The sequence below is a fragment of the Prochlorococcus marinus str. MIT 9313 genome, from assembly GCF_000011485.1.
Classification (GTDB): domain Bacteria; phylum Cyanobacteriota; class Cyanobacteriia; order PCC-6307; family Cyanobiaceae; genus Prochlorococcus; species Prochlorococcus marinus_D.
In genome coordinates this window covers 488517-509716 of sequence record NC_005071.1, presented here as the reverse complement: position 1 = coordinate 509716, position 21200 = coordinate 488517, and the positions used below count along the sequence as shown (strand labels likewise).

Annotated in this window: 18 protein-coding genes; 7 read left to right on the top strand and 11 right to left on the bottom strand. The window is 51.9% G+C overall.

Translation table 11 applies throughout. The annotated features are described in order from the left end of the window. Nucleotides 1-178 precede the first annotated feature (178 nt). Complete coding sequence (locus AKG35_RS02385; RefSeq protein WP_063419415.1) at nucleotides 179-664, top strand: 6-carboxytetrahydropterin synthase; 486 nt, start codon at nucleotides 179-181, stop codon at nucleotides 662-664. A gap of 49 nt (nucleotides 665-713) precedes the next feature. Here AKG35_RS02385 and clpB read toward each other — a convergent pair whose 3' ends face one another. From clpB to AKG35_RS02335, 11 genes are all read right to left on the bottom strand, one after another. Beyond that, a complete protein-coding gene (clpB, locus tag AKG35_RS02380; protein ID WP_011129828.1) occupies nucleotides 714-3311 on the bottom strand; it encodes an ATP-dependent chaperone ClpB in 2598 nt (865 codons plus the stop codon). Nucleotides 3312-3740: 429 nt separating this feature from the next. Further along, entirely contained in the window at nucleotides 3741-3956 is a 216-nt protein-coding gene (locus tag AKG35_RS13740; protein ID WP_011129827.1) for a Nif11-like leader peptide family natural product precursor, read from the bottom strand. A 197-nt stretch (nucleotides 3957-4153) separates the two neighbouring features. Next, nucleotides 4154-4513: a plastocyanin gene (gene petE, locus AKG35_RS02375; protein WP_011129826.1), complete on the bottom strand. Its 360-nt coding sequence runs from the start codon at nucleotides 4511-4513 to the stop codon at nucleotides 4154-4156. 28 nt (nucleotides 4514-4541) lie between these two features. Beyond that, nucleotides 4542-5549, bottom strand: a complete 1008-nt coding sequence (locus tag AKG35_RS02370) for an NAD-dependent epimerase/dehydratase family protein (RefSeq protein ID WP_011129825.1) — start codon at nucleotides 5547-5549, stop codon at nucleotides 4542-4544. Continuing rightward, complete coding sequence (hemE, locus tag AKG35_RS02365; RefSeq protein WP_011129824.1) at nucleotides 5546-6604, bottom strand: uroporphyrinogen decarboxylase; 1059 nt, start codon at nucleotides 6602-6604, stop codon at nucleotides 5546-5548. The genes AKG35_RS02370 and hemE overlap by 4 nt, the downstream gene beginning before the upstream one ends. Nucleotides 6605-6713: 109 nt before the next feature. After that, the gene (gene glgB / locus AKG35_RS02360) at nucleotides 6714-8984 is read right to left on the bottom strand and encodes a 1,4-alpha-glucan branching protein GlgB (RefSeq protein ID WP_011129823.1); all 2271 of its coding nucleotides are present in this window, start codon (nucleotides 8982-8984) and stop codon (nucleotides 6714-6716) included. Nucleotides 8985-9084: 100 nt separating this feature from the next. Continuing rightward, the gene (locus AKG35_RS02355; protein ID WP_011129822.1) at nucleotides 9085-9852 is read right to left on the bottom strand and encodes a DUF3887 domain-containing protein; all 768 of its coding nucleotides are present in this window, start codon (nucleotides 9850-9852) and stop codon (nucleotides 9085-9087) included. Further along, nucleotides 9807-11450 carry a CocE/NonD family hydrolase gene (locus AKG35_RS02350; RefSeq protein WP_011129821.1) on the bottom strand — a complete coding sequence of 548 codons (1644 nt, stop codon included), beginning with the start codon at nucleotides 11448-11450 and terminating at the stop codon, nucleotides 9807-9809. The genes AKG35_RS02355 and AKG35_RS02350 overlap by 46 nt, the downstream gene beginning before the upstream one ends. Further along, complete coding sequence (locus AKG35_RS02345; protein ID WP_011129820.1) at nucleotides 11440-11706, bottom strand: hypothetical protein; 267 nt, start codon at nucleotides 11704-11706, stop codon at nucleotides 11440-11442. Before AKG35_RS02345 ends, AKG35_RS02350 begins: the two co-directional genes overlap by 11 nt. A 66-nt stretch (nucleotides 11707-11772) precedes the next feature. Further along, nucleotides 11773-12177: a DUF4332 domain-containing protein gene (locus AKG35_RS02340; protein ID WP_011129819.1), complete on the bottom strand. Its 405-nt coding sequence runs from the start codon at nucleotides 12175-12177 to the stop codon at nucleotides 11773-11775. Beyond that, complete coding sequence (locus AKG35_RS02335) at nucleotides 12167-12646, bottom strand: Ycf51 family protein (RefSeq protein WP_011129818.1); 480 nt, start codon at nucleotides 12644-12646, stop codon at nucleotides 12167-12169. Before AKG35_RS02335 ends, AKG35_RS02340 begins: the two co-directional genes overlap by 11 nt. 65 nt (nucleotides 12647-12711) lie before the next feature. On the opposite strand from AKG35_RS02335, the gene AKG35_RS02330 reads away from it, so the two are divergent. Genes AKG35_RS02330 through AKG35_RS02305 form a run of 6 tightly spaced genes read left to right on the top strand, consistent with a single transcriptional unit; the run spans nucleotide 12712 to nucleotide 21200 of the window. Further along, the gene (locus tag AKG35_RS02330) at nucleotides 12712-17148 is read left to right on the top strand and encodes a translocation/assembly module TamB (protein ID WP_011129817.1); all 4437 of its coding nucleotides are present in this window, start codon (nucleotides 12712-12714) and stop codon (nucleotides 17146-17148) included. Nucleotides 17149-17152: 4 nt separating this feature from the next. After that, nucleotides 17153-18067, top strand: a complete 915-nt coding sequence (locus tag AKG35_RS02325; RefSeq protein ID WP_011129816.1) for an ROK family protein — start codon at nucleotides 17153-17155, stop codon at nucleotides 18065-18067. A 34-nt stretch (nucleotides 18068-18101) separates the two neighbouring features. Continuing rightward, on the top strand, nucleotides 18102-19418 hold the full coding sequence (locus AKG35_RS02320; protein ID WP_011129815.1) for a glutamate-5-semialdehyde dehydrogenase: 1317 nt from the start codon (nucleotides 18102-18104) through the stop codon (nucleotides 19416-19418). Continuing rightward, nucleotides 19385-19798, top strand: a complete 414-nt coding sequence (locus tag AKG35_RS02315) for a dihydroneopterin aldolase (protein WP_011129814.1) — start codon at nucleotides 19385-19387, stop codon at nucleotides 19796-19798. Before AKG35_RS02320 ends, AKG35_RS02315 begins: the two co-directional genes overlap by 34 nt. A 21-nt stretch (nucleotides 19799-19819) precedes the next feature. Continuing rightward, nucleotides 19820-20440 carry an esterase/lipase family protein gene (locus tag AKG35_RS02310; RefSeq protein ID WP_041384290.1) on the top strand — a complete coding sequence of 207 codons (621 nt, stop codon included), beginning with the start codon at nucleotides 19820-19822 and terminating at the stop codon, nucleotides 20438-20440. Nucleotides 20441-20498: 58 nt separating this feature from the next. After that, entirely contained in the window at nucleotides 20499-21200 is a 702-nt protein-coding gene (locus tag AKG35_RS02305; RefSeq protein ID WP_011129812.1) for a hypothetical protein, read from the top strand.

Genomic DNA, 21200 nt, shown 5'->3' with positions numbered 1-21200 from the left:
TTCAATGGAAAGCATTACAATGCATTGCCTTGAAGATTGGCTTCTATTTGAACATGATTTTGTTCGTCGCTTAAGCTGATCCGTATAGTCACATAGATCGAATCACGACATCAAAGTCACTCTCTACACATAATCTCAAAACACACGCCAACTGCAGTAACTCTCTGGATGAACGACCGTGACTAAGACACTGAAGAATGCTTACACTTGTAGCAAGAATTTCTCTGGATATCCTTGCTGTCATCGTCAATGGCGTCATCCAGGACACTGTCGATTTGTGCATGGCTATAGCCGCAGTTTTACCTTTTGGTTTGCAGCTCAAGAGCTTGATCCCTACGGATTTGTCGTCGACTTTTCCAGTCTTCGAGATCTGGAACAACAACTCAACAACCAATTCGATCACACCTTCCTCGCCAATGCTGATGATCCGCTCCTGTCTCAATGGCAGAGCCTGAATGATCAAGGCGCTATTGATCTAAGGGTGATGGACAACGTAGGCATGGAGTCCAGCGCAGAGCTGGTTTGGCAATGGGCCAATGCCCTTCTGCTTGATCGAGATGGTGGGCGCAGCTGTTGCTGGCGGGTAGAAGCGCGTGAGAATGAAGCCAATGCAGCTTGCTATGAAGCAACACCTACGTGGTTTGAGACGAAGACTTTGCTCTGATCAATTTGCTCGATCGACTCCCCTAATGGGAGCGCGAAGGGGATAAGCATTAGCGAAAACTCAGACGCTCCTGATCCACATCCACATCCACATGCACAATCTGACTATCTCCATAAAGGCCCGCCAGGATACTTTTGGCTATTGGAGTTTCAAGCTCGCGTTGTATCGCTCGCTTAAGGGGTCTAGCCCCATAAACAGGGTCATAGCCAGCATTGGCGAGCCAATCAGCTGCTGTATCACTGATCTCTAGGCCAAGCTTGCGATCGCAAAGACGCTCACGCAGCCGATTGACCTGAAGGGCAACGATCTGACGCAGTTCCTCGCGCCTGAGACTATGAAAGATGATTGTTTCATCCAGGCGGTTGAGAAACTCAGGCCTAAAATGAGCGTGCAAAGCATCATGAACTCGCCGCTCCATTTCCCTGTATTGACTATCATCGCCTCCCAAGTCGAGAATCGACTGGCTGCCAATATTACTGGTAAGAATTAGCACCGTATTTGTAAAATCAACTGTGCGACCCTGACCATCGGTGACACGTCCATCATCAAGGATCTGTAACATCACATTGAACACATCTTGGTGTGCCTTCTCCACTTCATCGAACAGGATTACCGCATAAGGGCGTCTGCGTACGGCTTCGGTGAGCTGTCCACCGGCCTCATAGCCCACATAACCCGGAGGGGCCCCAATCAGTCTGCTGACACTGTGCTTCTCCATATACTCAGACATATCGATTCGAACCAAAGCCGCCTCGCTGTCAAACAGTTGAGAGGCCAATGCCTTGGATAGCTCCGTTTTACCGACACCAGTGGGGCCTAGAAATAAAAAACTTGCGATCGGGCGGTTGGGATCACTTAAACCTGCCCTAGAACGCTGAATCGCATCCGCAACAGCTTGCACAGCCTGTTCTTGGCCAATCACACGTTGGTGGAGTTCTGCTTCAAGTCCAAGCAGCTTTTCCATTTCCGACTGCACAAGCTTGGCGACGGGAATCCCGGTCCATTTAGCGATGACATCAGCAATATCATCTTCCGTAACCTCCTCTCGCAGCAGTGATTTATCGCCTGCCTCTCCATCTTGGGCCAGGGCAGTTTCTTTCTCGCTGAGTTGTTTCTGCAATCCCGCCAGAGTTCCATACTCCAGTTCAGCTGCCTTGTTGAGGTCGTAGCTGCGCTTGGCTTGCTCCACTTGCAATTGCACCCGTTCGATTTCTTCTTTGAGCGAAGAAAGGTCGTCAATCGCACCTTTTTCTTGTTGCCACTGTGCATTGAGGGCACTTTGTTGCTCTGCTAATTCAGCAAGTTCGCGTTCTAGTTTTTCCAACCTTTCCTTGCTAACGGAGTCGGACTCACGTCCTAGGGAAAGCTTCTCCATCTCGAGCTGCACAATCTTGCGATCGATTTCATCAATTTCCTCAGGCTTGGAAGTGATTTCCATTTTCAGCCGTGCAGCAGATTCATCCATCAAATCGATGGCTTTATCTGGCAAAAAGCGATCGGCAATATATCGGCTACTGAGCACAGCTGCAGCAACTAGGGCGTTATCAGCAATGCGCACACCATGATGCACTTCGTAGCGTTCTTTGAGACCACGCAGGATGGAGATCGTGTCTTGCACTGTGGGTTGATCCACAAGCACTTGTTGGAATCTTCTTTCTAAAGCGGGGTCTTTTTCGATGTGCTGTCGGTGCTCATCGAGGGTCGTTGCACCAATGCAGCGCAGTTCCCCTCGAGCCAGCATTGGCTTAAGCAGATTGCTGGCATCCATTGCCCCACCGGTCGCTCCAGCTCCTACAACAGTATGGATTTCATCAATAAAAAGTACGATTTGTCCTTCAGAGGCGGTAACTTCTTTGAGCACCGCCTTGAGTCGCTCTTCGAATTCACCTCGATATTTCGCCCCTGCAATCAAAGCACCCATATCAAGGGTGATTAACTGTCTGTTCTGAAGGGCTGCAGGTACATCGCCATTAACAATCCGCTGTGCGAGGCCTTCAACAATTGCGGTTTTTCCCACCCCTGGCTCCCCAATGAGGACAGGGTTGTTTTTGGTGCGCCTACTAAGAATCTGAATCGTGCGTCGAATCTCATCGTCCCTTCCGATGACAGGGTCGAGTTTGCCTTCGCGAGCAGCAGCACTCAGGTCTCTGCCATATTTTTCGAGAGATTCGTAAGTTCCTTCTGGGTTCTGATCGGTCACCTTCTGGTTTCCGCGTACCGCGTCAATTGCAACCTTTAGTTTGCCGGCATCCACGCCCGCTTGATTGAGCAACTTACGGCCGCAACGATTGTCCCCGGCCAATGCAAGTAACAGATGTTCAATCGAGATGAAACTATCGCCAAAAGCTTGCTTATGTTTCTCAGCTTGATCGAGAAGATCATTGACTCCCTTGCCCAGATAGACAGAGTCTGGCGCAGCCTGCATAGTGGGCTGTTCTTGCAGGTGTGCCTCCACGGCTGTTTGCAAGTTGCCGATCGACACACCTGCTTTTTCCAGGATTCTTCCGGCCAAAGCGTTTTGCTGGAGCAGTGACAACAACAAATGCTCTGTTTCCAGTTGCTGGTGCTTGCGTTGTTGGGCAAGTTGTTGGGCCAAAACGATTGCTGCCCAGCCTTTTTCGGTAAATTGATCCGCTGTAGGTTGCATGTGGTCTTTTACGTTGATTCAACCGTATGTCGACTAACCATTAGCGCCAAGCGGTAAACCGTTCTGATTGGTACGGCTCTTTCGGCAGAGTGTGGTAAGCACCACCAAGAGACAAATCAAACCTCATTGCTGAATTCGTCATCAACAACTTTCATCTATGCATTAAGGTATTTATTGGTTGGTTTAAAGAAGCCTATAGATCAACCATCTATGCACGATTAGATCATCTCTTCATGGCTTAAACTTTTAGTATTCTCTTGATCCAAATACAACAGCCTGCCCAACATTTAGACTATCTTTTACTCTAAGCAAAATGTATTACTACTGACACCAATCATGCTTATACCTTAATTCAACATAAGCGTCGTGACCTTCAACCATTTCAACACCAAATATTTGAAGATTTGCAGCCACTTGCATTCAAGCCAATCATTTGCGAATTGGAGAGATTCTACTTTTTCTAAACCAATCCTCTATCTGCTGTGACTCAGCCTCATTTTGAAGATCGCAAAGCTTGACAGGAAAACCATAATCTTTAGCTAGATCTATTAACTCCTGACCATTAGAGCAATTCTTCAACTGACCTCGTAGCGTTAAACTGTGCTCAGCGGCATGGAGAAGATCAGACAGGCCCTCTCGTGTCATTGCATCATATACATTCTTAGTTTAATAATATATCCAAGCTTTGATGCCTGCAAACCAGCTAGAAACATATGCAGGCTTGCTTGAGTAACCAAACCTATGTCATCCAATAATAAAAATGTGGAAGCAAAAAGAATAATTACCTCAGGCTTGATATTTTTAGAGTCTTTAATGCCTACTTATCGGTCAGTCAATTCAACTCATTCAACAGTAACCTTTCCAACCATGCCAGCGCCACGATGGGGCTCACAGTAGAAATCATAAGTGCCAGCTGTTGTGAATGTTTCTTCCCAAGATTCACCCGGAGCAAAGGCTAGATCAGAGTGACTTAACTCATCGTGGCCTTCAAATACAGCGTTATGTGGGGCGAGATTATTATTGACGAACTTGATCGTGTCTCCTTCTTGAATCGTTATAGAGCTTGGTTCGAAAGCAAGCATGCCTGAATCGCTGCCTAGTTTCACTTCAGTAGTGGCAGCCTGAACGGAAGAGACTCCAAGCCCAATCACCAAAAACAAAGCGCAAGCTGCTGCTGCGATAGAGCGAAGCATTGAGGCCATGAGAGCTTACATGATTTCTAGGAGCACTTTAGCCCTGATTGTGAAGTTTTCCGCGCTGCGGCAGTCCTGAATCTGCCAACACGGCTTCAAGTGTGGCTGCATGGCTGTGACCTCCGACACGTTCTGGTGTCGTAATTGGATCATGCACAAAGTGCCTTTGTTTGATGCTGAAGCGATCCCATGCATTGATTTCGATCGGTAGCACCTTGATCAGAGCCTCAATCAGCCAACCCCAGAGGGGTAAACCAGGCGTCTGCCTGAGCCCACGCCAGCGACAAAGAGTCGCTATAGCTTGATTCACAGAGATCGAGGGTTGACCCATAACCAAACGCCGAACAGCTCCCTGCCCAGCCTCTCGATTGGGAAGTTTGGGGGTCGTTGCCAAGTGGCCACATATGCAAGCAATATCAGCTGCATGAATGAAATGAAAGCTGGCATCAGCCCTTAGCCAGCGTGCCAACCAAAGCCAGCGGCTTGCTTCTTCTAACCCTTCAGTGAGATAGCTGGTAGGGAATGGGCTCGTGCCATCGACCCTTCCCCCGAAAACGAGCGTAGGGAAAACAGCCACGATCCGATCAGCCAACGGATGGTGCTCAAGGTCCTGGAGGCACTGAGCCTTGGTTTGAATGTATTCAGTGCCATACGCAAGAGCTTCTGGCAATGGCTGAAGATCCCGATTGAGGATGCTTGCCGTAGAGAAATAGGTGATCTGCTCAAGAACCTCTGGATTGAGAAGCCCGAGCAGAGTTTTAACAGCCACAACATTCACTTGATGGGCTCGCTCTGGATCCCCCCAGGCCGTTGCCGTATGAATCACACGGCTGACCGTGGCTAGCTGATTAGCAAAACAATGGGGGTCACGTAAATCTCCTACCAGCAGTTGAACACGTGGGTGTTGCGCTGAGATGGCCGTGAGTTTGGCCGGGTCTCTGAGCCAGAGCAGTAACTCGGCATCGGAGTTTTCAAGTAGCCAGGCGGCTGTGTACTGCCCAACACAGCCGCTGGCTCCTGTGATCAGGATCCGGGCAGGAGTCAAGCGGCAGATCCGATCAGATTGTCAACAGTCTTGCCAGTTTCGAAAAACACTTTGGCATTGTCCTCAGGTGTTCCAGGCAGGATGCCATGGCCGAGGTTGAGGATGTGCCGGCGACCTCGAGCCTTACGAACCGCATCGACAATTCGCTCTCGAATCGCTTCTGGTGTTCCAAACAACAGGCCAGGGTCAACATTGCCTTGCACACCTAAGTGCTCGGGAAGTCGAGCGCAGCCATCGGCCATATCAACAGTCCAGTCAAGAGAAATGATGTCGACACCTGTGCGCCCCATTCGTTCCAACACTCCAGCGCTGCCGGAGATGTAGAGAATCATTGGAGTGTCGGGATGAGTGGATTTCACCAGGTCTACGACTCTTTTTTGATAAGGCGCTGCAAAGGTGTCGTAGTCGGCCGGGCTTAGCTGACCGGCCCAGGAATCAAACATCTGCACGACCTGGGCGCCGGAATCGATTTGATAACGCAAATAAGTGGCAATCGATTCAGCGAAATGGTTTAGCAAACGATGCAGAAGATCTGGCTGCTGGAAAGCCATCGCCTTGATCACGGCGTAATTCTTGCTGCTTTTGCCCTCAACCACATAGGCCGCAAGGGTCCAGGGAGCCCCCACAAAACCCAGCACAGCAGCCTTATTACCAACACTCTCGCGCAGGCGTCCGAGCACCTCGCCTACAAAAGGCATGGTTGCGTTTGGCTCCAATGGCTGAAGAGCCTCAATTTGGCTGAGGCTGCGAATCGGCTTTTGGATGAGGGGGCCCTTGCTTTCAACGATGTCGAAATCGATGCCCATGCCGGGCAAGGGAGTGAGGATGTCTGAGAACAAAATCACCCCATCAGGCTGGAATGCTTCAAAGGGCTGCATCGAGATCTGGTAAGAGAGATCAGGATTTTCAGAACGCTCTCGAAAACTGGGGTAACGGTCCCGGAGATCCCGGTAAACCTTCATGTAGCGACCCGCCTGGCGCATCATCCACACAGGGGTCCGCTCGACCGACTCACCACGCGCAGCGCGGAGCAATAAGGGCTGGGAGTCGCTCATTACAAGGGTCAGGATCAGTCAGAAAACCTACCTGAAGGCCGTTGTTGTTCAGGCCATCAGTGATGTTGAGAACGCAGCTTCGTCACATGTTCATTGGCTTTGGCTGCACTCAAAGACTTCGCTTCGGGTCATGACGGAAGACCAGCACGCTCAGCGCTGGTAGACAGAGTTCAAGAGACTGCTCATATCCATGGATATTGAATTCATCAGTGTTTTTACCGCCCATATTGCCGAGGTTTCTACCGCCGTAACAAGAGCTATCTGTGTTGAAAACTTCCTGATAATAGCCACTCATAGGCACGCCAATTCTGTAATTTGAATGACTTTGAGGTGTGAAGTTGGCGACGACGACAAGCCAAGTTCCGCCACTACTTTCACGGCGCATAAAGCTGATTACAGAATGACGATTATCATTGCAATCAATCCATTGGAATCCATATTGATCAAAGTCATCCTTCCATAGAGCAGGCTCGCCTTTATAGAAAGTGTTGAGGTCATCAACCAATCTCTGCAGACCCTTATGAGGATCATGTTTCAACAGCTCCCATTGCAGATCGCCCCATACATTCCATTCCGATCGTTGACCAAATTCCATTCCCATGAAGATAGTTTTCTTGCCAGGATGGGTCCACATATAGGCAAGCAATGCACGAACATTTGCAAATTTCTGCCAGTCATCTCCTGGCATCTTATGGAGAAGATTGCTTTTACCATGCACAACCTCATCATGACTAAGTGCCAGCATGAAGTTTTCGGTGTAGGCATACCAAATCGAAAAAGTGATGTTGTTCTGGTGAAACTGCCTAAACCAAGGGTCTAACTCGAAATAATCGAGCATGTCATGCATCCAACCCATATTCCATTTAAGATTGAATCCCAGCCCGCCAATATCAGTGGGCTGAGTAACCATGGGCCAAGTTGTTGACTCCTCCGCAATTGAAAGCGCTCCAGGGAAGTGCTGGAAAAGAACGTGATTGGCCTGTTGGAGGAATCGAACTGCTTCTGTATTTTCTCGCCCTCCATCTTCATTGGCAATCCATTCTCCATCAGGTCGAAGATAGTCGCGATAAAGCATCGAAGCCACCGCATCAACACGAATACCATCAATATGGAATTGCTCAAACCAATACACAAGATTGGCAACGAGAAAGTTGCGAACCTCGTTGCGGCTGTAGTTGAAGATCAACGTGCCCCATTCCTTGTGTTCACCAATGCGTGGATCAGAATGTTCGTAGAGATGGGTTCCATCAAAGAAGGCCAGGCCATGACCATCCTTAGGGAAATGGCCTGGCACCCAATCGATGATCACACCTAAACCTTCGGCGTGGCAGCGATCAACAAATGCACGGAATTCATCCGGACTTCCAAATCGGCTGGTGGGTGCATACCACCCTGTGACCTGGTATCCCCATGAGCCATCAAATGGATGCTCTGAGATTGGCATCAGTTCAATGTGGGTGAATCCCCGATCTTTCACGTAGGGGATTAACTGGTCGGCTAGTTCGGGATAGGTCAGGAGACGAGCTCCAGGCTTCATGTCCGCAGCGGGTACCGGCGCCCGGGGCGTGCCATCCAACTCGATATACGGTTCATCTGTTGCTGCATGAATCCAGCTGCCTAAATGCATTTCATAGACAGAAATTGGTTGATCGAGAGCATTACGACTATCCCGTTGCCGCATCCATTGCTCGTCCTGCCATTGATAGCGATCAAGCCTCGCGACTACGGAGCTTGTCGCTGGGCGCACCTCGTGCTGGAAACCATAGGGATCAGCTTTCTGATAGCAATGGCCTTCCTGCGTTCGGATTTCGTATTTATAAAGGGTCCCTTCTTTAAACCCAGGAATAAACAGCTCCCAAAGGCCTCCCTGGCGACGCTGCATCGGATGATGACGGCCATCCCATCCGTTTAATTCTCCGAGAACAGCCACACTGCATGCATGGGGTGCCCAGAGGCAGAACATCACTCCCTCAACACCCTCACGCTCCATCAGGTGGGCGCCCATACGTTGCCAAATGTGGTGATGGTTGCCCTCCGCAAAGAGGTGACGGTCCATCTCCCCCATCCATTCATCGTGGAAGGCCCAGGGGTCGTGCTGCTCATGCACGATTCCTGCGCGTTTAACCCGCACCTGGTATGTGCGGCCGGGATTTTGGTTGAGAGCTGCTTCGAAGATCCAGGAGTGATTGGGCGTTGTCATGGCAGTCGTTCTGCCATCACAAAGCAGCTCTACTTGGCTTGCCTCCGGCATCCAGATGCGCACGATCCATTGCCCCTCATGAGATTGAGGACCCAACAGCGAGAAAGGATCATCGTGGCGACATTCAGCAAGTCTTTGGCCGTCTTGAACCACCCAGTCGAGGGCAACACTGGTGGTCATGGGGCAAAGACATCAATGGCCGGGAGCTTAGGTCGATTCATGGACCGCAAGGGCAGACTGAGCACCAGAGAGAGCAGTTGAATCAGCGAACGCTGATCAATCAGACCAGATCAGCTGAGAAATCCACGTTGATGATCTCCCCTTGACTGTTGAAAATGACAAAAAGGTTGTCTGTTAAATCGCCAAACTCAATGGTCACTAGAACCAGCTGCTGTTCCCCTCCTTGGCTGGCAACAATTGCATCTTTCACCTTTTGGAAACCACCGCTGACGCGATTGAGTTTTGTCCACTTGCGTTGCAAGTCTTGTGGTTTCAACTCCTGTTGAAAGCTCAGTTCAAGAAAGGAACGCGCACCGATCCAGCGAGCAGAGACCAAATCGTCAACGAAATCAATGGCCGATTGCTCGATCGGCAATGCTTGACCACTCCATTTCCATGCGATCAATTTCCCTTCCTGATCGAGAACCATGATCAACGGGACGTCTCCATCGATGGTCTCAACCATGGCGTCGACAGTGGTGTCGTCTATGCCTGGTGAGACGTCGACAATGCGACTTGACTTGACTTGAGGGCGCCTTTTCAGACGTTGTTGGATCCGTTCAGTGGTGGTGGTGCTGCGCAGAGCTTCTGAAAGTTGGCCATAGATGGTTTTGGCGTCTTGCACCACTAATGCCTTGAGCAGGATTTGCGCTGTTTTTGTCGCCTCAGCAGGGCTCAAAGTGGTCTTTTGAATGGTCTCCTGCGCTGCCACAATCGGAAGGGTTAGTGCACTCAGGCCCATAGGCAATCCAAGGGATAGGCTCAGCAGGCAAACAGACAGCTTCAAAACTCTTGGGGCAAATCGAAATCTATTTTGCCGGAGTTCCATGACAAAAACCTCAACTTGGATCCATTGAGCTGCAGTGTCATGGTCACCACTTGGCAATGGGGTCCTGGAGGGCCACAAGGATGACGATCGTGGCCTGGGTTGACACCAATGGCCGGCCAGGCTGCACCTGCGAGAGATAGGCGCAGATGTTCTCCTCGCTCCAGGTCTGCAAGTATTGGTTGAAGTTTCACCTTGCGCGGCAGCATGCGCAGGGCCTGCTCTCCTTGCACACGCAGAAAACCTGTTGAGAGCTGCTTCACCTCGCTGTGGTTGCAATTAACAATGGAGAGGGCAACGCAAAGGTCAAATCCCGGTTGATCTGACTGCACGGTCAGCTGCAGTAATGGGATCCCATTGAGTTGGAGAGGTTCCTGCAAAGCAGTGCTTGTGAAGGTAGCCACATCGGCGCGCTGGTCCAAGGCGCTGCGCTCAGCAACTCCTGGTTTTGGGCTGAGATGTCCTCCCACTGATTGAACCGGTCGCCAAGGGTCATGAACCACATAAACCACGCCGCCACCTTTCTTGTTCTGATGCAGGGTGCCTTCTGAGGGGTCCAAGCAGGCCATCCCTCCACTGACAAGACTCCAGCTGGCATTGGCTGATGTTGTGGTCTGGGTGGGGCTTGCAAATGTCTGCCAAGAACAAGACGTGATATTCCAGATCCGCCCATGGGGTCTTGAATTAGTTAAGGCTTTCGAAGATTTCAGATGGCGATCAAAGAACTCCAGCTGAAGTTGCTGTGCATCAGGCCACCACTGCAGGTGAGTCGCTGGACCGATATGAAGTTCTGGGCTACCACCTACTTGGCTTGATCGTTGATAGAGATCAAGCAGGCCATTCAAATGGGGATCCCACCAGCCACCCAGAAGCAGCATCGGTTGACGAAGCCAGGAATCCAAGGGCTTGTGTACAACCCAGCCGTGATCGTTTTGGTTCGCTTGATGTAGCCATCTAAAGCTCATCCCATCGGGATCGTGGCGTTTCAGAAGTGCCGGCCCCTCATACAGGTAGCTGTCGTCTTCCAAACTGCGGCGAAGCTCTCTCCATGCTTCCCAGTTGCCACAGCGACGAGCTTGTAGTGCTGCAAGTTGCAGCCCCCAGGCCAAGCCAAGATGCCACCAGTGAGCACCCCCCTCACAACTCCAATGGTTGCGCTCATCAACTCCTGCCATCGCTGGTGCCAGACAATCCGGTGGCGGCGTCCCAGGTTCGGCAAGCAGCTGTGTTAGGCCCTGATAGGAAAACCCATAGGTTCCAAGGCGGCCATTGCATTCTGGTAACTCCCGAACCCATGCATGCGTCTGACTGGTATCAGAAGCTTCTTGCAGGAAGCCATTGAAGTGGCCTTCGGAATCCCCTTGACCACGTACGTCCTGGACCACGACCAGATAGCCGTGACTTGCCCACCAACCAGGATGGATGTAAGTCACAGTTGAGGCGAGCGCACGTCCGTAGGGCTGACGCATCACGAGAGCAGGCCAGGGTCCCTCACCTTTCGGGATCCATAACCTGGCAACGAGCTTGACCCCGTCAGAGAGTGTCAGCCAGGCATCGTGCCAGTTCACGGATCCAGAGCTCGTTAGACCTTCAACGCACATCCGGGCAGTTCATTCCAATCACATAGGTGGCCAGAATCTCAGCGTTATTGGAGCTGAGATTGCGTTGGCGGGCAACTTCTGAGATCGCTTGAGATGAATAAGCAGAAACCCCTTTGGTATTGAGAGCCTTAAATTGACTGCACAATTCGCGCGCTTCGCCTGGGTTGTTTTTGACGCTTTCAAGAAGGCTGGACTGCGCCTTGACATCCGAAGCACTGGCAAGGGCTACGACGATCAGCGCTGGCAAATAGCGCATTGGTCCCAAACATGCACGCTGTCATCATTTGAGACACTCTTGTCGGGATTGTGGGGCTTCGCTAGGTCAGTTCTGCAGTTGCCTCGTGCGAGCAAGCTGGATCCAGCGATTGGCCATAGCAAGGTCCACGCTCGATTGTCGATGGTTATTGAGTTGGCGTTGTAACCGTCCCGTCTGATGCACGACATCCTGTGGAGTCGCAGCTGCTAAAGCGGCTGCAGTGGCTAGCCCGGAGTGGATCAGCAAGGCAGCATCCGCCAGTTCTAGATCTAGATCACAAACAAGTGCCGCCATGCCTCGCAATCGTTTCAGGTTTCGGGTCGTCGCAAGCGCTCCCTTAGCAAGTCGGTTGAGTTCCTGGTCCTCAAGGCGTTTCAATGCGCTCCATGTTGTGATCCCTGCCGCCACGAGCAGGGCTTGTTCGTCACGAAAGCTTTGAGGTAAATCTCCCAGAGGTTGATCAACCTGCATCACTTTTTTCGGCTAATGGCAGCGTGATGTTCTGACGCAAGTCGCGTATGACTTCGCCGAGGATGACGGGTTGACTGACACCCTCTCCAACCGATTCCAGCCTGCGTAGCCGCACATGCACCTCACTGCCGTTATATCCACCGCGATGGATGTTGCCTGCTAGTTGCTGCAATGTGGCTTCAACCGCTTCATCCGGAAAGTCATCAGGGACCTGGGCGACAACAAGGTCCGTGCTGTTGTCAAACACCACGGGTACCACCAGAGCTCCTTCCACCTTGAGGGGGGGGGTATAGCTCACGCCAAAAGCCCAACAGCTTGCCAAAAGAAGAAGGTTGAAGCTGGTCACTCCCACCAGCCGGAAGCGTTGTCCCCAACGAACCAAGAAAGCAATCAGGGTCATTAGGCTTAGGGCTAGGCCTGACCAGGCAAGCCATCCGGTTGCGGTTTCAATCAGCTCTGGAATGGACATGGACTGGTGAACCTCAAGAGAACTACTTATATTTCGCACGCTCCCAGGAAGGTTGACTCAAATCGATGGGAGAGAAGAGTCAATCCTTGGCTAAAGGGCGATGGAAACGCCCTGCTGTTCTACTGCTAACGAGCAGCTTGGTTGTTTGGGTTGGCGCCGATCGAGTTGTTGCGGCCCTTCTTGAACGTCTGCGTCCGCAACTGGAGCAACAGCTTTCAAAACCACTAGGCCATCCTGTAAAAATTGGTGTTTATCAGGGCCTGCGGCCCTGGGGTATGGCCATTGGTCCCACTGAAGTGCTGCCGGGAAGTCATGACGATTCCACAGCATCGCTCTCTGGTCTAACCATCAGCCTTGCCCCAATGGCCAGCCTGTTCCGTTTGCGACCCGTTGCCGTACTCACCCTTGAAGGATCACGGTTAACGCTACGTCGTAATCACAAGGGTTTCTACTGGGTCCCTGGTCCATCCAAAGGCGAGCCTCCCCCAAAGGTTGATCTTCAGCTGCGGTTAACTCAGCCCGCCAGGGTCCGCATCGAACCCGCAAACTTGGAGTTCACCGCCACCACACGGGCAGACCTTCAGCTGGCGGAGGGATGGGCCAATGGATCTGTCCAATTTGTATTGCCAGATCGTGGAAGATTCTTCCTAAAGGGCCGTGGACGCTGGGATCGTTTAGAGCTTCAGGCCCATGCTCGTTTGGACCAAATCAGCCTTGAACCATTGCAGGGGCTTTTGCCGGGAACGCTGCCGATGCAAATGCAGGGTCAGATTGGCGGTGACCTCCAAGTGAGTCTTAATCAGGGACGCATGGGCTGCAAGGGAGCCCTTTCATTGGTTCGATTCCAATTAGCGGGTGGTCCCCTCAAAAAGTCACTCTCATCTCGTGAAGCCAAGATCAACTGTCGTCAAGATCGTCTTCAGTTACCTCTCAGCCAGTGGCGTTACGGCCCTTGGACCGCTTCTCTCAAGGGAGGTGCTCGTCTCAATCACTCCTACAACCTCGACCTCAAGGTCAACCAGCGGCAACAAGGGCATGCCTTCCAAGCCCGGATCAATGGACCTTGGCATGAGCCCAATCTGCACGCCAGTGGCCGCTGGACTCTTGCCCCAAAGATCCCAGTTGATGGTCCGCTGCAACTGAACTTGCAGATGCGCACCAACTGGCGCAATCCCAAGGCATTCAGGGCCGTTATTGACACTTTTGATGTTCGTGGTCCAGGTCTTCAGGTCCGTGCAAGGGGTCCCCTCTATCCCGAGTTAGGGCTGAACACCCAGCGCCTGGAGTTTGCAGGACCTGCATGGCAGCGCATCCCTGTGCTTGCTGATCTTCTCGGCAGCCAAGCCTTGATCAAAGGCAAGCTTCAAATTGAGGGCCCTTCATCGAGCCCCCAACTTCAGCTAAGCCTTGCTCAGCAACGTAATCCTTTGCTGGAAACCTGGTCTCTGCGAGCGGGGTGGTCAGCAGATTCCGGTTTGCTCCGCTTAAGGCAGTTCAACAGTCCCCTGCTCAAAGTTGTGGCGGACTTGCCTCTCTCAGTTGATCAAGGACGCCTACGCAGTGGAGAACTGCAGGCCAATCTGAATTTGAGTCCTTTCCCTTTAGCTCGTGTTGGTCCGCTTCTCGGCACCTCTTTGGCTGGAACCCTTGCTGCTTCGGGGCAGGTGAGAGGGCCATTGTCGGCCCTTCGTCCAAATCTTTCCATCCGGGTGATGAATCCAGAGGCGGGAGGGTTGCGGTTGTTGGAAGATTGGCAAGGGAACTTAGCCGGACTCCCTGCTGGGGGTAGCACTCTGCTGATGGAATCAGTGGGGGCGGTGATCCCTGGGCAGCTCTCATCTCGATTGGGACGCGACTGGTTGCCACAGGAGTTGGCGATTAACCGTGGCGATGGCCGTCTCTCGCTAAACGGCATCCCAGCTCACTATCGCTGGGAGTTGAACAACTTCAAAGTGGATGGGATTGAGGCGACCATGTCTTCAAAGCAGCAATTTGAAGGCGTTTATGGACAACTCAGCGGATCAGGCAGCCTGGGTCTTCAGCCCCTGGCCATGGAAGGCCAAGTCACCATCAGCAATCCAGGGTTGATGGGTCTGCAATTTCAACAGGCTTTGCTTCAGGGGAGGGTTGCCAACCAGCGCTACAAGCTGACTGGTGAGCTGCTACCAGCGGATACAGGCCAGATCAATCTTGCAGCGGGAGGTCGCCTTGGTGGCGAACTCTCTGCTAAGGCAAAGGCACGCGGTCTAAGCGCGCGTTGGCTGATCTCTAGTGCAGAGCAACTTTCTAATTTTAATTATGTTCTTCCAGCTTCGATTGGGCGAGCCCAAGATCTGGGCACTCAGTTGATGCAAACCTTGGGAAGGTCTCTAGATGATCAGCTCAAAGTCTTGGCAGCGGCGCAGGCTTCCGTCAATCGTTTCGACCAGCAAAATCGTCGTAGCAGGATCATCCATCCAGAAGATCTACGTGGGCAGATTGATGCGGTGATCGATCTGAAGGGTCCCGATCTGTCCAAGCTCAATCTGGGGCTAAAGGCCAGCGGTCATCTCTGGACAGAAGGTGAGGATCAGGATCACGCCCTACAAGTCAAACCCATTTTCGCCTCGATTCAAGGACCTCTGCATGGTGGGGAAGGGTCGTTTTCACTGCTTCACGTTCCCTTTTCTCTGCTTTCGTTGGTTGCACCTCTACCTCAAGCACTGCGGGGCGCTCTGGGACTTTCGGGTCGATACAACCTCAGACGGGGAACCCCTGAGATCACAGCTGATCTAGTGATGGAAAGCGCCAGGTTGGCTGAAAGCTCATTGAGCTTGGACAAAGGGCAGGTTCTCTTGAATGATGCCCTCCTGAACCTCGACTTGGCGCTGCGAAGCTCTTCTTCCAAAGAGGCGGTAACCATTACCGGTCAAGTGCCTCTTGATCCCTCCTTGCCGATAGACGTCAGGGTTGAGAGCCACGGCGACGGCCTACATTTTCTGGCTGATTTTGCTGAAGGTGCGGTCACCTGGAAGGGCGGTAACTCCGACCTCAAGTTGTTGTTTAGCGGCAGCCTTAGCGCTCCTCAGGCGAATGGATTTTTGGTGGTGCAAAACGGCGAATTCGTCGTCATGGAACAAGTTGTCAAGGGGTTGGAGGCTGCCATGATTTTTGACTTCAATCGCCTTGAGGTGCAGCGTCTCAAAGCAAAGATTGGTTCGAAGGGCATCTTGCAAGGTGCGGGATCCATTGCCTTGCTTCGCCCTGCACCTGAAGAGCAGCCCCTGACTATCGAGATCAGTAAGTCCCGTTTTAAGTTGCCAAAGGCTGATGTAGGGGTGGCCGCCAAGCTCAAGTTCACGGGTGCCTTGCAGAAACCCTTAATTGGCGGTGAGCTCACGATCAAAGAAGGAAGGATCTCACCCGCCGGCTCAGGGCTTCTGCGACCGATCAACTCTGCCATTCAATCCACCAAAAGGCCTGGAGCCGCAGAGGCGATAGCGACGTCCAGCAGCCCCAAAGTTGTTAATGCCAACACCCTGCTTGAAGAGCAGTGGGATTTCAAGAAACCCTTGGTCTTGCTTGGACCAGATGTAGAGGTCAGTCGGAGGAAGATGTTGAGCTCAGTGTTTCCCAACATCCCCTCTATCAGCTTCGACAACCTGCGTTTAAAGCTTGGTCCAAATTTGCGCATCACTGCTAATGCGCTGGCCAATTTCAGTACAGAAGGGTTGCTCAGCTTGAATGGCCCCCTAGGTCCAAAGCTTCAGGCTCGTGGTGTGATTCGGCTACTGAATGGGCGGCTGAATCTGTTTACGACGTTCTTCAGTCTTGATCAGCGAGCTGCGAATGTCGCTGTCTTTACTCCTTCTATGGGCCTAATCCCTTACGTTGATGTCGCCATGAACAGCCAGGTCTCCGACAGCATCAGCATCGGCACCGACAGTAATGCCGCATCAGCGAATGTATTTGATACCAATGGAACAGGTGCTCTTGGAGCCGGAGGACAGTTCCGCTTGATCAAAGTGATGGTGAAGGCCGAGGGACCTGCAAATCGTCTTTTCCAAAACATTGACTTACGCAGCTCGCCGTCACTGCCTCGTACTCAATTACTGGGGTTAATTGGAGGAAATTCACTGGCAGGGTTGTCGGGAGAAGGTGGTGGGGCGGCACTAGCGACTGTGATCGGTCAATCTCTTCTCACGCCTGTTCTTGGAACAATCTCTGATGCTTTCAGTCAACGAATGCAAATTGCCCTTTATCCTTCATACGTCTCGCCGGTTGTGACGAGTCAAAAAGAGCGCGTTTCTGGGCAAGTCCCACCCACGCTCGAGCTAGTCACAGACATTGGTATTGATATCACTAAGCGACTTAACGTTTCTATTTTGGCCACACCAGACCGCAACGATATTCCTCCGCAAGGCACCCTTACTTATCAAATCAGTCCCAGCATGAATCTCTCAGGCTCTGTAGACAGCCAGGGAATTTGGCAGAGCCAATTGCAATTATTTTTCCGCTTTTGACCAGGTGGCAACCGACTTAGCTCAGTTCATCGGTGTCGATTTGGGAGGTACCGCGATCAAGTTAGGTCGATTTGATCAGCAGGGCCATCTGTTGGCAGAAACCGAGTTGCCAACCCCTCAACCCTCGGTGCCAGGTGCTGTCACAGTTGCTCTTTGCGAAGCTATCGAGACCGTTGATCCAAACCATCATGCTGCATTCGTGGGAGTGGGCTTACCAGGACCAATGGATGCTGAAGGCCGGGTCGCCAGGGTCTGTATCAACCTGCCTGGATGGCTGGAGGTTCCTTTAGCCGACTGGTTGGAACCACGACTGAATCGGCACGTTACCCTGGCGAATGATGGCAACTGTGCTCTCGTTGGTGAAGCATGGCAGGGCGCGGCCCAAGATTTTGAAAACGTCGTTCTGCTCACTCTTGGCACCGGAGTAGGTGGGGGCGTCATGCTTGGTGGTCAATTGTTTGTTGGTCATAACGGAGCTGCAGCCGAGCCTGGTCTGATTGGGGTGGATTCTGAAGGTCCCAGCTGCAACAGTGGCAACCAAGGCTCCCTAGAGCAGTACGCCAGCATTGACGCCCTTCAACGTCTATGGGCTGGGGACCCAGAAGAATTAAGCGACCGAGCTGCTTCTGGCGATCGCGAGGCTCTCGAGATCTGGGAAACCTATGGCCGCAAACTTGGGGTGGGAATCAGTTCTCTCGTCTATGTTTTCACCCCTCAGCTGGTGCTGGTCGGAGGAGGTCTTGCAGGTGGAGCAGTTCATTTCCTACCAACGGTCCGTCAGGAAGTAGAGAAGCGGGTGCAAGCTGTGAGCAGAGAGGGTTTGCAGATTCGCTCCTGTGCCCTTGGGAATGGAGCTGGTCGCCTGGGGGCAGCTCGACTTGCCCTTCAACGTCTCTTAAGTGTCGGCAATGCCCCTTGAGGCGTAATGATGAGCACAGCTGTGCCGCGCTGTGATGACAACTTCCCCTGGAGTTCCTGAGCCTTCCGCCCAGTTGCTGCGACTTGCAGCAGAGGTGCGGCAAGCAGCCATGGCTCTTGGGCAAAGTGATGACAACCAGCGGCGTAAGGCCCTGATGGCAATGGCCAATGCTTTGCTGTCAAGCTCTGAGCAGATCGTGAGGGCTAATCAACTCGATTTAGAGAAGGCTCGAACTGAGGGACTTGCTTCTGCCCTGATGGCGCGGCTCAGGCTTGATGAAAGCAAACTCAACTCGGCTATCGAGGGGCTCAGGCAGTTGGCTCAATTAACTGATCCCCTTGGTTTGCGTCAGTTGCATCGTGAACTGGATCAAGACCTTGTGCTGGAGCGCATCACCGTTCCTCTTGGAGTCCTGGGGGTAATCTTTGAGGCGCGCCCAGATGCCGTAATTCAGATCACTTCACTGGCAATTCGCTCTGGCAATGGCGCACTTCTCAAGGGCGGCAGCGAAGCAAGCCACACCAATCAGGCCATCATTGAGGCGTTGAAGAATGGTCTGGCTGAAACAGAGATCGATCCCGAGGCAATTGCCTTACTCAAGACCCGTCAGGAAAGCCTTGCCCTACTTCGCCTTGATGGCCTAGTGGATTTGATCATCCCTCGCGGCAGCAACGAACTGGTGCGTTTCATTCAAGACAACACACGAATTCCGGTTCTTGGTCATGCGGACGGAATCTGTCATCTCTATCTCGATGCCGCGGCGGATCTGAAGCAGGCCCTACAGATTGCAATCGATAGCAAGACCCAGTACCCCGCAGCATGCAACTCTATTGAAACTCTGCTTATTCATCAGTCCATTGCACCGTCGTTTTTAGAGCTTGCAATTCCTGCATTTCTTCAGGCCGGGGTTCGTCTGCTTGGGGATTCAGCTAGCCGGGCTTTAGGAGTAGAAGAGTCAGCAAGTGAAGAGGATTGGGCTACGGAATATCTCGATCTGATTCTGTCAGTGAAAGTGGTGCCTGATCTAGAGGGAGCCCTGGATCACATCCGTCGCTATAGCTCCCGTCACACGGAGGCGATTGTCAGCAATGATCAGGAGACGGCTGAGCGTTTTCTCCAAGCTGTCGATAGTGCCGGTGTTTTTCACAATTGCTCCACGCGTTTTGCCGATGGATTCCGTTATGGCTTTGGAGCCGAGGTTGGAATCAGTACTCAAACACTGCCTCCAAGGGGGCCGGTTGGCTTGGAAGGGCTGGTGACCTATCGCTATCGGTTACGTGGACAAGGCCACATTGTGGCGGACTATGCCAATGGTGAATGCATGTTCACTCACCGGGACCTACCGCTGTGATCAATCGTCTCCCTTTAGGAGCCATTCATGTTAACGATGTGCGCTTGTGGGCCCACGTGGGTGTGCTTGACCATGAAAGACGTGAAGGCCAGTGGTTCAGCTTGGATTTCAGCCTTTGGTTAGACCTTGACAAGGCTGCCCTGGATGATGAGCTCAATGCCACTGCGGACTACAGCTTGGCTATTGGTGCAATGCAACGACTCTCCTTTGAACTGAAGTGTTTTACCATCGAACACTTCAGCGAGCGATTGCTAGTGCTCTTGGAAGATCTCTACGGTCCTGTGCCAATGCAAGTGCTTGTGCGTAAATGTGCTGCGCCGGTGCCTGGGTTTAGTGGCAGTGTGGCTGTTGAAAGGTGTCGCAATTGGCCAACACCCTGATCTTTGCCAAGGCTTTTAGCGATGTTTACGCATGTCGCATCAGTGGATAAACCCCGTCGACCATTGGTGCTTGTACATGGTCTTTGGGATACCCCGCATCTTTTTAGGCGGTTGGTGAAGGCACTCGAACAACATCAGCTACCTCTACAGATACCCCATCTGCCTCATCGCCTGGGAGCTGTTCCGCTTTCCAAGCTGGCGGAGACGTTGGATCAGCTCATCGTTGAGCAGTGGGGGGCCGAGACGGTTATAGATGTACTTGGCTTTTCGATGGGAGGGGTGATCAGTCGAATTTGGCTGCAACAACTAGGTGGATCACGACGAACGCATCGTTTTCTGAGTGTAGGAAGTCCACAGCGAGGCACCCTCACAGCCCAGTGGATTCCCGCCTGTTTGTTTGCTGGTTTAGCGGATATGAAGCGCGGCAGCCCCTTACTGCGCAAGCTCAACGGCGACGTTTCAGCCTTAGAAGACATTGAATGCAGCAGTTATTTCTGTCGATGGGATGTCATGGTTGTTCCAGGCTGGCAAGCCGTATTACCAGTGGGTGAGCAACAGGCCGTTCCAGTAATCACGCATCAACAATTGATGTCTCATCCGCTGGCATTGAAGTTGGTAATTTCAAAGCTTCTCAGTAATTAACTTGGCGAAGTCGAGTTACCTGACCAAACTGAGCAAACACTCATAAACAAGCGTACAGATGTGTTTCTCAGCGTCAGCCAGCTTTACGGCTGCAGCGGTCCTCATGCCCTTAGGGCTTTATACCCACTATCTTGCGTCTGAAGCGAAACGTCCCGGCTACAGACCTCTAGCCCTAGTACCATTCTTCTTCGGGCTACAGCAATTTATTGAGGGTTTTGTATGGGTGGGATTAGGTCATGGAGAAACAGTAGCTTCACCGGTCGAACCTCTCACGTCAATTACTTCTGTTGGCTTTCTATTTTTTGCCTATTGCTTCTGGATGATATGGATTCCATGGAGCGCATACTCGATTGGGCGTCATTCCGAAAGTGAAGGAGTCAAGAGAGCTTTACGCTGGGTTTGGATTATTGGTTCCATCCTTGGAATCTCATTCTGGCTGCCTTTATTAATACATCCACCGTTGATCCAGCCAGGACTAGTGACAGGCGGAAGGATCGTCTACAACGTCAACACCATCTTCCATAATTTCATCAATACAGAACCTATTGGAGAACTAATTTATTGGTGCTGGATTGTTATTCCTTTGCTGATTCTTAAAGACAAAGCCGTCAAACTCTTCGGAGCATTAATTGTATTATCTATCATTCTGACACTGTTTACATATAGCATGGCTTTCAATTCAGTATGGTGCTTCTACAGTGCTATTCTTTCAATTTTTGTTCTCTGGATCGTAAATCGTCCGGAGATGCGTCGTGCCTGA

Bases quoted from the DNA above. Each gene is read 5' to 3' on its own strand.
- AKG35_RS02330 (WP_011129817.1), top strand. From the start codon at position 12,712: ATGGGAGAGAAGAGTCAATCCTTGGCTAAAGGGCGATGGAAACGCCCT.
- AKG35_RS02320 (WP_011129815.1), top strand. From the start codon at position 18,102: ATGACAACTTCCCCTGGAGTTCCTGAGCCTTCCGCCCAGTTGCTGCGA.
- AKG35_RS02335 (WP_011129818.1), bottom strand. From the start codon at position 12,646: ATGTCCATTCCAGAGCTGATTGAAACCGCAACCGGATGGCTTGCCTGG.
- AKG35_RS02310 (WP_041384290.1), top strand. From the start codon at position 19,820: ATGTTTACGCATGTCGCATCAGTGGATAAACCCCGTCGACCATTGGTG.
- petE (WP_011129826.1), bottom strand. From the start codon at position 4,513: ATGGCCTCAATGCTTCGCTCTATCGCAGCAGCAGCTTGCGCTTTGTTT.
- AKG35_RS02345 (WP_011129820.1), bottom strand. From the start codon at position 11,706: ATGCGCTATTTGCCAGCGCTGATCGTCGTAGCCCTTGCCAGTGCTTCG.
- AKG35_RS02355 (WP_011129822.1), bottom strand. From the start codon at position 9,852: ATGGAACTCCGGCAAAATAGATTTCGATTTGCCCCAAGAGTTTTGAAG.
- AKG35_RS02305 (WP_011129812.1), top strand. From the start codon at position 20,499: ATGTGTTTCTCAGCGTCAGCCAGCTTTACGGCTGCAGCGGTCCTCATG.
- glgB (WP_011129823.1), bottom strand. From the start codon at position 8,984: ATGACCACCAGTGTTGCCCTCGACTGGGTGGTTCAAGACGGCCAAAGA.
- clpB (WP_011129828.1), bottom strand. From the start codon at position 3,311: ATGCAACCTACAGCGGATCAATTTACCGAAAAAGGCTGGGCAGCAATC.
- AKG35_RS13740 (WP_011129827.1), bottom strand. From the start codon at position 3,956: ATGACACGAGAGGGCCTGTCTGATCTTCTCCATGCCGCTGAGCACAGT.
- AKG35_RS02340 (WP_011129819.1), bottom strand. From the start codon at position 12,177: ATGCAGGTTGATCAACCTCTGGGAGATTTACCTCAAAGCTTTCGTGAC.
- AKG35_RS02350 (WP_011129821.1), bottom strand. From the start codon at position 11,450: ATGTGCGTTGAAGGTCTAACGAGCTCTGGATCCGTGAACTGGCACGAT.
- hemE (WP_011129824.1), bottom strand. From the start codon at position 6,604: ATGAGCGACTCCCAGCCCTTATTGCTCCGCGCTGCGCGTGGTGAGTCG.
- AKG35_RS02315 (WP_011129814.1), top strand. From the start codon at position 19,385: ATGCATGTTCACTCACCGGGACCTACCGCTGTGATCAATCGTCTCCCT.